The sequence below is a fragment of the Pectobacterium parvum genome, from assembly GCF_020971565.1.
In the GTDB taxonomy this organism is placed as follows: domain Bacteria; phylum Pseudomonadota; class Gammaproteobacteria; order Enterobacterales; family Enterobacteriaceae; genus Pectobacterium; species Pectobacterium polare.
The window spans coordinates 4,563,068-4,576,568 of the sequence record NZ_CP087392.1 but is presented as its reverse complement, the minus strand read 5'-3'; the positions used below and the strand labels follow the sequence as shown (position 1 = coordinate 4,576,568).

Genomic DNA, 13,501 nt, shown 5'->3' with positions numbered 1-13,501 from the left:
CATTTAAAGTGAAGATGAAGCGGCAACCGACGCTGGTGGGTTATGACCAAAGCGGTTGCCAATAATAAACGCCATCAGGCTGAGTAACAGCGATGGCACAATCGGGTGATATCCAGCCAGCTGAAGATTGAAGCTAGCCAGTAAGGTATAGCAAATCGCCCCGGTGAACATGGCGCTAAGCGCGCCCGCTGCATTCGCGCGTTCCCAATACAGACCCAGCACCAGCGGCCACAGGAACACCGCTTCCAGCCCGCCAAACGCCAGCAGGTTCAGCCAGATGATCATATCCGGTGGCCGTAAGGAGGCCAGCAGCACCAGCAGGCCCAACAGCAGGGTGGTCATGCTGGACAGGATCTTGATGCGACGTTCGTTATGGATCTGCTGCGGACGTACGCTGAGATAGAGATCTTTGACGATCGTGGCGGAGGCCTGAAGCAGATGCGCATTAATGTTGGACATGATAGCGGCCATTGGCGCAGCGAGAAAGATCCCAGCGGCCAGCGGCGGTAGTACGGTGACCATCAGCGCCGGTAACACCTGATCGGGAATCGTCAGATCTGGCATCACTGCGCGGCCCAGCGCACCAGCCAGATGCATGCCTAGCATCAGAATGCCGATGACGATCGTGCCGATGATAATTCCGCGGTGCAGCGCTTTGCTGTCGCGATAAGAGATACAGCGCACGGCGGTGTTTGGCAGGCCGATGACGCCGAAGCAGACCAGCACCCAGAATGAAGCCATAAACGGCATCGACAGAATACCGTTGCTGCCCTGCGGCGACACCAGCATCGGATCAATCTGTTGCAGCTTATCCACTGCGCTATGCAGGCCGCCGGCGGCATAGATCACGCCCACCAGCAGGATGACGGTGCCGATCAGCATCACGATGCCCTGCATTGCATCATTGAGCACGCTGGCGCGGAAGCCGCCAAACGTGGTGTACAGCGCAATAGTGACGCCGAAAATCAGCAGGCCGATGTCGTAAGGAATGTTCGCCGCAGTTTCCAGCAGGCGTGCGCCGCCGATGAATTGCACGGCCATAGCGCCGATAAACGCGACCAGCAGGCTGATACTGGCAAACCACACCAGCAGTGGGCTGTTATAGCGGGCGTACAGCATGTCGTTCAGCGTGATGGCGTTGTAGCGTCGCGCCAAAATGGCGAATTTTTTCCCCAAAATCCCGAGCGATAGCAGCATGGTAGGGAGCTGGATCATCGAAAGCAGCACCCAGCCCAGCCCATATTTATACGCGGCACCCGGCCCGCCGATAAAAGAGCTGGCGCTGACGTAAGTGCCGATCAGCGTCATCGCCAGAACAAACCCGCCCATTGAGCGGCCGCCGAGGAAATACTCGTTAAGAAAGTTACCCGCCTGACGGCGACGGTACGCATAGACCGACAGCCCGAACACCAGCAGCAGATAGCCAATCAGCGGCAATAAAATTTCAATTTGCATCGTCACTCTCCAGTGAGATATCGCGGAAAATGACGCGCACCATCAGCCAGCACAGCAGCGTAAACACGAGCGGCAGCAGCAGGCAGGCCATCTCAAACCAGTGTGGAAGGCCGGTGATCCCTTGTGTGTTATCAGGCAAATAGGCGGCAAGCACCCAGGCCAATAAATAAACCAGCGTCAGGCCAAAAGCCCAGCGGGCCTCTTTGTGCGCCTGAGGAAAGCGTGTATCCATGTTCTGCTCCACCGTAAATGGGGGAATGGGTATTGTTATGAACGTCGTGATGACGAAAGCGGGAATTTTACGGCATGTGGGCCAATTGACTAGTAAGAATTACGCCATCAGCGTAAAAGCCTGTCGCGGGGTACGCATTCTCTGGCAGAAAAAGCCTGCTTTGCGATAGGTGTTAAAAAGGAAGTACGACGGGTCTATTTCGGTCTGGTGAGCAACAGAGCAAGACGGAAATAAAATCTATCTCGCCATAAAACAATACTAAATGAGTATCTTGATTTATTGATCTTGAGGTAATTGGCGAATGATGGACGTCACATCGCATAATTTTCTCAAGAGAACGTTTACTATGAGGCTATTATTTATCGTCAGTTATTCCTGAGTGGAATAGTTGCGATATGAAAGGAAAGTAATAATAGCGCCAACGATATTGGCTCTGTTGTGCATCAGGTAATTATCGTATCGCGACTTCCTGCTGTCTGGATTATTTAGTCGTTACTTTATGTTAAAAATGAACCAAAGGAGTCGTTATGTCAGTTTCAGCAAGAAATCAGCTTTCGGGTGTTGTGTCTTCCATTGTTGAAGGTGCGGTAAACAATGAAGTCGCATTGACCCTGGAAAGTGGGGATAAGTTAACGACGGTGATTACACGAGCCAGCTGTCAGTCTATGGACCTTGCCGTTGGCAAACCAGCCATTGCGTTGGTGAAGGCCCCTTGGGTCATTCTGGCATCCGCCGAATGTGGTTTGAATTTTGCTGCCCGCAATCAGTTTCACGGTAAGGTGAGTTCTGTTACGAAAGGTGCCGTCAACTCGACAGTACAACTGGTGACTGCTGGTGGGTTAACGCTGACCTCAACCGTTACCAATGAAAGTCTGGAAGAGATGAACATTGAGGTGGGCAGCGAATTAATCGCTCTGGTTAAAGCATCCAGTATTATTCTGGCTACCCGGAAATAATTGCCGATTTCTTTAGCGAATGATACCGCGCCCAGCCGATAAACGACCGACTTATACGGGTTTATCGGCTTATTTTTTATCGTAAATGCGTTCTCCCTTCTGATGTATCCCCGCGTAAAATATCCCTTATTTTGCTGTTCAAATGACCCACGTCAGGTATCACTGGAAATGTGATCTGGATGATTCGTCACTCTCAGAATGACTTATTTAAATAAGCTCATCGGGATGAAATGAGAGACGCTCTGTCTCTCAGCGAATGCCAGTTGCAATGTACGCATTATTTGGCGAGAGAACGTTTTACCACGAGCGCCAACAGGGAGTGAGTGTGACGGTTTTTTCGAGGGAAAAATGCAGCAAAGGAGCCGAACGGTTTAATGATTGTCACTTTTGCGTCATCAGTTGTCACCTCCAGATGAGCGTGCTCATGGCTCTCTGGATAACACTGGGGTTCCATTAAAAGGAGCCCGATCATGTTGAATAACCCTTCATCGAAATACAAAGCGCATCCACCGATTGACCTAAAAGATCGGCAATGGCCCGACAATACATTAATCCAACCTCCACGTTGGCTTTCCACCGATTTACGGGACGGTAATCAGGCGCTTGCTGAGCCGATGAATGAAATGCGTAAACTGAAATTTTGGGATCTGCTGATTGCCTGCGGATTCAGAGAGATTGAAGTCGCTTTTCCGTCTGCTTCACAAACTGATTTTAATTTTGTTCGCTTATTGATTGAAGAAAAGCGTATTCCGCAGAATGTGACAATTCAGGTTTTAACGCAGGCACGAGAAGATTTGATTGCGCGTACCTTTGAATCGCTGAGTGGCGTACATCGCGCAACCCTTCACTTATATAACGCGACTGCGCCGATTTTCAGGGATGTGGTGTTCCGTCAGACACGCGATGAAATTATTCAGCTTGCGGTCAATGCAACGAAGCAGATCCGTCGGTTATGTGCTGAGGCGCAGGAGACGGACTGGACCTTTCAATATTCGCCAGAAACGTTCTGCTTTACCGAGCCTGATTTCGCGCTTCAGATTTGCGAGGCTGTCGCCGATGTCTGGGAACCTGATGCGTGCCGTCCCATGATCATCAACCTTCCAGCGACTGTTGAGGTCAACACGCCCAATGTGTATGCCGATCAGATAGAGTATTTTTGCCGACATTTTTCCCGTAGGGATAAGGTCTGTATCAGTGTGCATCCGCATAATGACCGTGGCACAGGCATTGCCTGCGCTGAACTTGCGTTACTGGCTGGCGCTGAAAGAGTGGAAGGCTGCCTGTTTGGCAATGGAGAACGGACCGGCAATGTCGATTTAGTAACTCTGGCGCTTAATCTTTACACGCAGGGAATCTCCCCTGAACTTGATTTCAGCCACATGAAGAAGGTGGTGGAAGTGGTTGAGGAGTGTAATCAACTCCCCGTCGCGCCACGCCATCCTTATGCCGGAGAACTCGCTTTTACGGCTTTTTCCGGGTCGCATCAAGATGCGATTAAAAAAGGGTTTGCAGCACGACAGCATTCGGCCTCGCCATTATGGGAAATTCCCTATCTTCCGCTCGATCCTGAAGACATCGGTTGCAGTTACGAGGCCGTTATCCGCGTAAACAGCCAGTCAGGAAAAAGCGGTGCTGCCTGGCTGCTTGAGCAAAACCATGGCCTCATCCTGCCTCGTCAACTTCAGAAGGCATTCAGTCTGCTGGTACAGAACGCGTCTGAATCTGAGGGGAAAGAAATGTCGCAGATGGCTGTCTGGATACTCTTTCGTGAGGCCTACGGTTTAGTCGAATTACCGCCGATTCGGTTAACTAAATATACCTGCGATAATCAGCTTGGGCAGAACACAACGCTTTCAGCTGAAATCATTTTCCGTGAGAAAAAATTGAATTTGAAGGGCGCAGGAAACGGTTTTCTCTCTGCGGGAATGACGGCACTTTGCCGAGAGGTGAAAGCAGACCTTAATATTGTGAGCTATCAGGAACACACGTTAGGTCAGCGTAGTGACAGCCGTTCTGTGGCTTATGTGTGCTGTCAGAACCATACGGGTGAATGTGCATGGGGTGTCAGCATTGACAGCGATGTTACCCGAGCCTCTTTGCAAGCGATGCTGAATGCTGCAGAGCGCTTGATTAGGGGTTGAAGTAATTGCCGGGTGTCACGCCCATGACTCTGCGAAACATGGCACTGAAGGCTCCCGGGTTGGCGTAGCCTAAATCAAGCGCCACTCGGGTGACTTGTTCGCCCTGTGCCAGACGCGTTAGCGCAATCAGCAAACGCGCGCGACGAACCCACTCACTGAATTGCATGCCAGTTTGCTGATAAAAATGTCGGCTGAGTGTTCTTACGCTGACGTTGACTTGCTCGGCAGCCTTGGCAACGGTCCAAACTTCATAGGGGGCCTGACGGACGGTATGACACAATAATTTCAGACGCTCAGAAATCGGCTCAGGAAGACAAAAAGGAAGCGTATTCATCAAACGTATTTCATCAAGGATGAGTTCATAAATACGTTCGGTCCGACTTCCCAGTTCATAATTCGCGGGAAGTGTCAGGACATTGATGATGAGTTCGCGTAATAAAGGCGTTATCCCCACGACCTGACAGATAACAGGGAGGTCTGCTCTGGCCAGCGGTTCGACAAAAAGCACTCTGGCCTTAACTTCACCCACAATATGTAAGGCATGTGGAATATCTGCGGGTATCCATACCCCACGCGAGGGAGGAACCACCCAGATTCCCTGTTGGGTTTCAACCCGAATAACCCCGCTAAGCGTATGAATTAACTGGGCGCAACGGTGAGTGTGCCAGCTCTCATAATCCCCGTGATTATAGTTGTGTGCGTACGGAATTAATGGTCTGCACGAGAAATCAAAATCGGATTGTTTTGTCACTCCGCACCCACCCTCTCATCCTAAAAAGATGAGATATCCTACCTCGTTTACTCGCGGGCTGCTTGTGCTAGTCAGTGTTTGCGAGCGGCATGACGACTCGAAGGCCTAAATAACAAAGGCCAGCATAAGCTGGCCTTTTGACTCGATTGGGCAGTATTTACTGCAAGCCGAGTTTCTTCTCCAGATAGTGGATGTTCGTACCACCTCTCTGGAAGTTTTCGTCGCTCATGATCTTCATCTGAAGTTCGATGTTGGTTTTGATGCCATCGATGATCAGTTCGGCCAGCGCGTTCTTCATACGGGAAATCGCGATTTCGCGCGTTTCACCGTAGGTGATCAGCTTGCCGATCATGGAATCGTAATACGGCGGTACGGTATAACCGGCGTAAATATGCGATTCCCAACGGACACCAAAGCCACCCGGCGCGTGGAAACGCGTGATTTTACCTGGGCTTGGCAGGAACGAGTTCGGGTCTTCCGCATTGATACGGCATTCCACCGCATGGCCGCGAACCTTGACGTCTTTCTGCTTGATGGACAGCGGCTGACCGGCAGCGATGCGCAGCTGCTCTTTGATCAGATCCACGCCGGTAATCATTTCGGTTACCGGATGTTCCACCTGAATACGGGTGTTCATTTCAATGAAGTAGAACTCACCGTTTTCGTACAGGAACTCAAACGTACCTGCACCACGATAGTTGATATCGATACAGGCTTTGGCGCAGCGATCGCCGATATTGCGACGCAGTTCGTCCGTAATGCCCGGTGCTGGCGCTTCTTCCACCACTTTCTGGTGGCGGCGCTGCATGGAACAGTCACGCTCGGCCAGATAGACGGCGTGGCCCTGACCATCAGCCAGAATCTGAATTTCCACGTGACGTGGGTTTTCCAGATATTTTTCCATGTAAACCATGTCGTTGTTGAAAGCCGCTTTGGCTTCCGCACGGGTCATGTTGATGGATTGTTCCAGCTCTTTGTCGCTGCGCACGACGCGCATACCACGACCGCCGCCGCCGCCAGAGGCTTTGATGATGACCGGATAGCCGATGCGTTTTGCATGAACACGGTTAGCGTCCATGTCGTCGGTCAGAGGGCCATCAGAGCCTGGTACGGTTGGAACACCCGCTTTTTTCATGGCGGTGATGGCAGACACTTTATCGCCCATCAGGCGAATCGTGTCGGCTTTCGGGCCGATGAAAATAAAGCCGGAGCGTTCAACTTGCTCGGCAAAATCCGCATTTTCGGACAGGAAACCGTAGCCAGGGTGAATCGCGACGGCCCCCGTGATTTCCGCAGCGGAAATAATCGCTGGGATATTCAGATAGCTTTTTGTTGACGGAGCCGGGCCGATACACACGGTTTCGTCCGCCAGCAATACGTGTTTCAAATCGCGGTCCGCACTGGAGTGAACGGCGACGGTTTTGATGCCCAGTTCTTTACAGGCACGCAAAATACGCAGCGCAATCTCTCCGCGGTTAGCGATAACGATTTTATCTAGCATGATAAGCCTCGTTATTCGATGACAACCAGTGGCTCGTCAAATTCAACCGGCTGACCGTTTTCGACCAGGATGGCTTTCACCACGCCTGATTTGTCGGCTTCGATCTGGTTCATCATTTTCATCGCTTCGACGATGCACAGGGTATCGCCGACATTGACGTGCTGACCCACTTCCACGAAGGCTTTAGCATCCGGGCTTGGGGTGCGGTAGAAGGTTCCAACCATTGGAGAACGAACGATGTGTCCACTGATGGCAGCCGGTGCTGCAACTGCTTCCACTGGCGCTGGTGCAACGGCGGCAGCCAGAGCAGGCTGTGGCTGCATCATTGGCGTAGCGTAAGCCTGTTGCATCATCGGGTAGTTAACCGCTGCTGGGGCACGACTGATACGTACTGATTCTTCACCTTCAGAAATTTCCAGTTCGGCGATGCCGGACTCTTCAACCAGTTCGATCAGTTTTTTGATTTTACGAATATCCATGGATGTGGTTCCGTACTCTTTTGTTTAATTGGAAGTTGACAGGCGTTTTACCGCCGTCTGTAAAGCATACTGATAACCATCTGCCCCCAGGCCACATATCACGCCTACCGCAACATCAGAAAGATAGGAATGATGACGAAAAGGCTCACGTGCGTGCACGTTGGACAGATGAATTTCGATAAACGGAATCGCGACCGCCAGCAGGGCATCACGCAGCGCAACGCTGGTGTGGGTAAATGCCGCTGGGTTAATCAGAATGAAGTCTGTGTTTCCTCTGGCCTGATGGAGGGTATCGATCAGAACATGTTCCGCATTGGATTGCAGATGGGAAAACTTCACGTTCAATGCCTGCGCCTGTGTTTCCAGTTCGCTGACAATGTCTGCTAACGTCGTACTACCGTATTTGTCGGGCTCTCGGGTTCCTAGCAGATTCAGGTTTGGACCATTCAAGAGCAAAATGTGAAACTTTTCTGCCATTGTGCTGCTATCTCCCGCGATTGACCAAGATTGCAAAAACAGTGTCGCACAAAATAGCGCGAAGCTATTCGTTTGTCACCTTTCGTGACGCAAATTGTCCGGCCCGAGAAATTAAAGTCGTGCATTATAACCATATCGTGGCAATTCGCAGCTAAATACTGGTCTTATCAGCGGAGATATTCCTGCGCCAAGCCGTGAGAAGGCGTGAATCTCACTGTCGCCCATCACCCGCTTTTCCTGTGTTGCTGCGGCGTTTAGCGCCACCATTGGCGAAATTTCTTATAACGAAACAGCAGCAGTATCAGCGCCGCGAGCGCATACAAAATAGGCTGTGGGGAGAGCGTTTTAACTGACCAAAGATAGTGGATAGGCGCAAGGATGGCGACTAAATAGACGAAATTATGCAGTTTTTGCCATTGCGATCCCAACTTGCGCATCATTATCTGTGGCGACGTCACCGCTAGCGCCAGCAAAATCAGCCAGCTTACGATCCCCAGCGTTAAATACGGTCGGGATATCAGCTCTTTGCCCAGCAGTGCCAGATGATCCAGACCTAACTCCAGCATCGCATAGCTCACCAGATGTAACGTCGCCCAGAAAAAGCACCACAGCCCGAGAAGGCGTCGGCAGCGAATGAGCAGCGGCTGTTTGCCGTAGCGCGCTAATGGCGTAACTAACAGCGTCGCTAGCAGCAATTTCAGCGCCATTCTGCCGGTAAAGTGCTGGATATCTTTGGCCGGGTCAGCGCTGAACCACCCTTGGTCAACTGACAATATCAGCCACAGCAGCGGCAGAAAACCAGCCAGATGGAGTAGCACTTTTAACCGGGTAATGTGTTGTAACGTCAGTCTCATGCTGATGTGGATTCCTATCCTGACAGGCGGCGATGGCTAGAAGTTAGCTAAAAATTGTCGCGCAGATTCAGACCGCGATACAGCGAGGCGACCTGATCGGCATAGCCGTTGAACAACAGCGTGGGTTGGCGCTCAACGTTAAGTAGCCCGCCGGAACCGATGACGCGTTCCGTCGCCTGCGACCAGCGCGGGTGATCCACATGCGGGTTAACGTTGGCATAGAAACCATATTCATCCGAGGCCGCCAGATTCCATGTGCACGGTGGCTGCTCGCGGGTGAGCCGGATATGCACGATAGATTTGATGTTCTTGAAGCCGTATTTCCACGGTGTGACTAACCGGATGGGGGCACCGTTCTGCGGCGGTAACGTCTTGCCGTAAACCCCGACGGCCAGCAGCGCCAGAGGATTCATGGCTTCATCGAGCCGTAGCCCTTCGACATAGGGATAGTCTAGCCCGCCGCCCATGAAACGATCTTTTTGCCCCGGCATCTGTTCCGGGTCGTAAAGCGTCTGAAATGCTACGTAGCGCGCGTTGCTGGTAGGTTCGGCGAATTTAATCAGCTTGGCTAACTCAAACCCGACCCACGGAATCACCATCGACCACGCTTCGACGCAGCGGAAACGGTAGATCCGCTCTTCCAGCGGAAAGCGTTTTAGCAAATCGTCGATATCCAGCGTGAGAGGTTTGGCGACATCGCCGTCTATTTTGACGGTCCAGCCTTCGGTTTTTAACCCGCCGGCATTCGCTGCTGGATCGGCTTTATCCAACCCAAATTCATAGAAGTTGTTATACCTCGTGACCTTATCTTCCGGCGTGAGCGGCAGATCGAGTTTCCAGTCGGTGGGTTGGCTAAACGTGAGCGGTTTACCCGGCGGCGCTTTGGGTTTATCACCGCCTTTAAACCAGGCCAGCAGGTCAGCCTGTGCAGAAAATGGCAGCGCGAGCGCCGCAGAGGAAATACCCAGCGCTTTTAATACGCGCCGACGCTGATAGAAGAGGGATTCCGGGGTAACGTCGGCTTCTGTGAGCTTGCGATGTTTGTGCATGTGAACTCCCGCCAGTCATTATTATTGTTGACGTAAAGTGGCGTACTTAGTGGTTACCGTTCACTTAGTTATAGATGAAGTGCGGTAGAAACCGCGAGAGGAGAGGTGAAATACTTTTTTGCAGGGTGTAACAGCGTTCAAGATTACTGATAATGCGTTGGGCGATGATAATGGATAGATCGTAAAGACGCTGTAAATACATCCATGTACGCTCGAGCCGCGCAGATATGAATCTCATCCCTGAGATTCACCCTTTCAGGGCCGTCGCAAGCGACGTTTAAAGGCGTTCCTGACGCCTTTGTCCCTGTCGCGGACGCTTTACTCTTCTATTCCATTATCACCGTTTTCGTTCCGCAAATTAATACGTCAACAAAAGACGTTAGCTGATTTTCACCAGCGTGCGGCCAGTGACTTTGTTTTCCAACAGGGCGGCAGCGACAGCAGGGACGTCTTCCAACCCGATTTCCTGCGTGACCTGCTGATAGAACGATTCAGGCAGAATAGCAGCCAGACGCTCCCACGCTTGCTGACGGCGAGCCAGCGGTGCCATTACGGAATCCACGCCTTGCAGGCGAACATTGCGTAAAATAAATGGCATCACGGTCGTTGGCAGCGCAACACCGCCAGCCAGACCGCATGCGGCGACTGTCGCGTTGTAATCCATCTGCGCCAGCAGCGTCGCCAACACGTTATCGCCGACGGTATCCACCGCGCCAGCCCAACGTTGTTTCTCCAGCGGACGAGGGCTTCCGCTGAATTCGCTGCGGTCCAGCACCTGTTTGGCACCCAGTTTTTTCAGGTAATCGGTGTTGTCAGCACGGCCGCTGACGGCTGTCACCTGATAACCTAGTTCTGCAAGCAGGGCGACTGCCGTGCTGCCGACGCCGCCGCTGGCACCCGTTACAATAATGTCGCCGCTGTCTGGGGTGATGCCACCGTCTTCCAGCGCCATCACGCACAGCATCGCAGTAAAGCCAGCCGTGCCAAGAATCATCGCTTTACGCGCATCCAGCGACACGGGTAGCGGAACCAGCCAATCGCTCTTCACGCGCGCTTGTTGCGCCAAGCCGCCCCAGTGGTTTTCACCTACGCCCCAACCGGTCAGGATGACGGGTTGGCCGACGCTAAATCGATCGCTGTCGCTGTGGCGTACTGTACCTACGAAGTCGATCCCAGGAACCATCGGGAAGTTACGAATAATTTTGCCTTTGCCAGTAATGGCAAGCGCATCTTTATAATTAATACCGGACCAACTGATATCAACAGTCACATCCCCGGCGGGAAGCTGCTCCGCGTCAATCTCGCGAGTCTGAGCGTGGGTCAGTCCGTCTGACTGTTCAAGAACTAAAGCCTGCATGGGCTATCTCCTGTAGCAGGATGAAAATGGGGAAGTCATTAACGACTATAGTTATTACAGCTACCTTCGTTAGTATTGGTACTATGCGTTGTAGCTGGCCTATGCGAACTGATAAAAAACAACAAACTCGCAGAAATGACAATTATTTGGAATAGGACGCAGGGATGGGATTTACGACCAGGTTCTCGATACTCATAGTATTGCTGACGGTTCTCGCTATTTTTCTTATGCTTTTCAGTAGCATATTTAGCCTCTGTTATTATAGCCAGTTGCGAACTGAGCAGCAGCTACGCGAGGTCACGGCCAGTATCGATCAAGCGTTATTAGTGCAATCGCCCGAAAATATCCACTATTGGCTGCCGGGAATGATGAAGACGGCAGGCATTGTGGCGTTGGATATTCAGGATAACGATTCGACCCTCTATTCAATACAGCTGCCCGAGGCCGGTTGGGAACGCACGCACCTCTATCATGAGGTCGAATTTCCGCTGATGCATCATTTGAACATGACGATCGCCTTAAAATATGTCGACCCGCTGATTGGTTTACCGCGGTTCGTGGTGTCGACGTTATCGGTATTGCTGGCCGCGGGTCTGATGCTCCTGATGCTGTATTTCTCCATTCGCTGGCTGCGCCGGCAGGCTGCTGGACAGGAAGAATTGGAAAAACGCGCACAGCGTATTCTCAAGGGCGAGCGGGAATCGGTTATGCAGGGGTCGGTACGTGAATGGCCGGTCAAGACCAGCGGGGCGCTCGACCAGCTGCTGTCTGATTTAGTGGAAGCGCGTGAGGAGCGTGGACGGGTTGATACGTTAATCCGTGCTTTCGCCGCGCAGGATGCTGAAACTGGGCTGAGTAATCGTTTGTTTTTTGATAATCAGTTGACCACACAACTGGAAGATGGCGAAGAGGTGGGGACGCACGGCGTTGTCATGATGATTCGCGTACCTGATTTTGAAACCTTGCAAGAAACGCACGGCTATACCAATGCGCTTCAGGAATACCGTTTCACGCTGGTCAACCTGCTATCGACGTTTGTCATGCGTTATCCCTCTGCGCTGCTGGCGCGTTATTTCAGCAGCGATTTCACCGTATTACTCCCCCACAGCACGCTAAAGGAAGCCACTGCAATTGCCACGCAGTTGGTGAAGTCTATCGATATTCTTCCCGCCTGCCCGTTGATCGATCGCGAGGAGGTTCTCCGCATGGGTATTTGTGCCTATCGCGGCGGGCAAAGCGCCGAGCAGGTGATGGAAAGTGTGGAGGACGCGACGCGCAATGCGGTGTTGCAGGGCGGTAACAGCTGGTGCGTGTTTGACAGGCAGGTGCCTGACAAAGGGCGCGGCAGCGTGAAATGGCGTACGTTGCTGGAACAAACGCTGGCACGCGGTGGCCCACGGCTGTATCAGAAGCCTGCGGTGACAAAAGAGGGCGTGGTACATCATCGCGAAATGATGAGCCGGATTTATGACGGAGAACAGGAACTGCTGGCGGCGGAGTATATGCCGCTGGTTCAACAGCTGGGGCTGGCAGCTAGCTATGATCGGCAGCTTGTGGCTCGAATTATTGATTTGTCAGCGAACTGGCCCGGAGAAACACTGGCTTTGCCGGTAAGTGTGGACTCACTTTTGCAAAAGCCTTTCCTGCGCTGGCTAAGAGAAATATTGCTGCAATGTCCGAAAACGCAGCGTCAGTGCATTTTATTTGAACTTGCAGAGGCGGATGTCTGTCAATATATCGGCCGCCTGCGCCCGGTTCTCAATTTGATCCTGGGATTAGGCTGTCGCCTGGCGGTCACGCAGGCGGGTTTAACGCTAGTCAGTACGACGTATATCAAGTCACTCTCCGTGGAGATCATCAAGCTTCATCCCGGTTTGGTTCGCAGTCTTGAGCGCCGCCCGGAAAATCAGCTGTTTGTACAAAGCCTGACCGAGGCCTGTAAAGGCACGCAAACGCGGGTGTTTGCCGCTGGTGTGCGAACCAAAGAGGAGTGGCGGATGCTGTTGGGTAAGGGCGTTTATGGTGGGCAAGGCGATTTTTTTGCCGCATCAGTCCCTATAACGGATGAGCTGAAAAAATATTCACCGCGGCATCGTGTTTAATATAAACGTCCCGTTCAAATTGACGTAGAATGAGGCGGTTGTTAAATCGGTTAGTGTGTGCTTACGTTAGCGGCAATCCGATTAAATGTTAGATTTTATGTCCTGTGTTAGCGCAATTCTGTCGGGTGGACAGTGGTAAGATGCCTT

At 52.0% G+C, this 13,501-nt stretch carries 12 protein-coding genes; 3 read left to right on the top strand and 9 right to left on the bottom strand.

Features of this window, described 5'->3' with window-relative positions:
- Positions 1-3 precede the first annotated feature (3 nt).
- Both panF and LOZ86_RS20635 read right to left on the bottom strand, forming a co-directional pair.
- Positions 4-1,455, bottom strand: a complete 1,452-nt coding sequence (panF, locus tag LOZ86_RS20640) for a sodium/pantothenate symporter (protein WP_039482403.1) — start codon at positions 1,453-1,455, stop codon at positions 4-6.
- Positions 1,445-1,687, bottom strand: a complete 243-nt coding sequence (locus tag LOZ86_RS20635; protein ID WP_039482401.1) for a YhdT family protein — start codon at positions 1,685-1,687, stop codon at positions 1,445-1,447. Before LOZ86_RS20635 ends, panF begins: the two co-directional genes overlap by 11 nt.
- A 527-nt stretch (positions 1,688-2,214) precedes the next feature.
- Here LOZ86_RS20635 and LOZ86_RS20630 point away from each other — a divergent pair.
- Both LOZ86_RS20630 and leuA read left to right on the top strand, forming a co-directional pair.
- Positions 2,215-2,643: a TOBE domain-containing protein gene (locus tag LOZ86_RS20630; RefSeq protein WP_039482399.1), complete on the top strand. Its 429-nt coding sequence runs from the start codon at positions 2,215-2,217 to the stop codon at positions 2,641-2,643.
- 470 nt (positions 2,644-3,113) lie between these two features.
- Positions 3,114-4,784 carry a 2-isopropylmalate synthase gene (gene leuA, locus LOZ86_RS20625; protein ID WP_039482395.1) on the top strand — a complete coding sequence of 557 codons (1,671 nt, stop codon included), beginning with the start codon at positions 3,114-3,116 and terminating at the stop codon, positions 4,782-4,784.
- Here the strand turns inward: leuA and LOZ86_RS20620 are convergent.
- From LOZ86_RS20620 to acuI, 7 genes are all read right to left on the bottom strand, one after another.
- Complete coding sequence (locus tag LOZ86_RS20620; RefSeq protein WP_039482392.1) at positions 4,774-5,535, bottom strand: AraC family transcriptional regulator; 762 nt, start codon at positions 5,533-5,535, stop codon at positions 4,774-4,776. The two genes, leuA and LOZ86_RS20620, sit on opposite strands and share 11 nt — an antisense overlap.
- A 157-nt stretch (positions 5,536-5,692) precedes the next feature.
- Positions 5,693-7,036 (bottom strand): acetyl-CoA carboxylase biotin carboxylase subunit, encoded by a 1,344-nt coding sequence (gene accC, locus LOZ86_RS20615; RefSeq protein WP_039482389.1) that lies wholly within the window; start codon positions 7,034-7,036, stop codon positions 5,693-5,695.
- An 11-nt stretch (positions 7,037-7,047) separates the two neighbouring features.
- Positions 7,048-7,515, bottom strand: a complete 468-nt coding sequence (gene accB / locus LOZ86_RS20610) for an acetyl-CoA carboxylase biotin carboxyl carrier protein (protein WP_039482387.1) — start codon at positions 7,513-7,515, stop codon at positions 7,048-7,050.
- 24 nt (positions 7,516-7,539) lie between these two features.
- Positions 7,540-7,992, bottom strand: coding sequence for a type II 3-dehydroquinate dehydratase (gene aroQ / locus LOZ86_RS20605; protein ID WP_039482384.1), 453 nt, complete (start codon positions 7,990-7,992; stop codon positions 7,540-7,542).
- A 254-nt stretch (positions 7,993-8,246) separates the two neighbouring features.
- The gene (gene msrQ, locus LOZ86_RS20600) at positions 8,247-8,846 is read right to left on the bottom strand and encodes a protein-methionine-sulfoxide reductase heme-binding subunit MsrQ (protein ID WP_039482382.1); all 600 of its coding nucleotides are present in this window, start codon (positions 8,844-8,846) and stop codon (positions 8,247-8,249) included.
- A gap of 47 nt (positions 8,847-8,893) precedes the next feature.
- Positions 8,894-9,895 carry a protein-methionine-sulfoxide reductase catalytic subunit MsrP gene (gene msrP, locus LOZ86_RS20595; protein ID WP_230242706.1) on the bottom strand — a complete coding sequence of 334 codons (1,002 nt, stop codon included), beginning with the start codon at positions 9,893-9,895 and terminating at the stop codon, positions 8,894-8,896.
- A gap of 379 nt (positions 9,896-10,274) precedes the next feature.
- Positions 10,275-11,252 (bottom strand): acrylyl-CoA reductase (NADPH), encoded by a 978-nt coding sequence (gene acuI / locus LOZ86_RS20590; RefSeq protein WP_039482376.1) that lies wholly within the window; start codon positions 11,250-11,252, stop codon positions 10,275-10,277.
- Between the two features lie 164 nt (positions 11,253-11,416).
- On the opposite strand from acuI, the gene csrD reads away from it, so the two are divergent.
- Entirely contained in the window at positions 11,417-13,354 is a 1,938-nt protein-coding gene (gene csrD / locus LOZ86_RS20585) for an RNase E specificity factor CsrD (RefSeq protein ID WP_039482372.1), read from the top strand.
- The last annotated feature ends 147 nt before the right edge of the window (positions 13,355-13,501 follow it).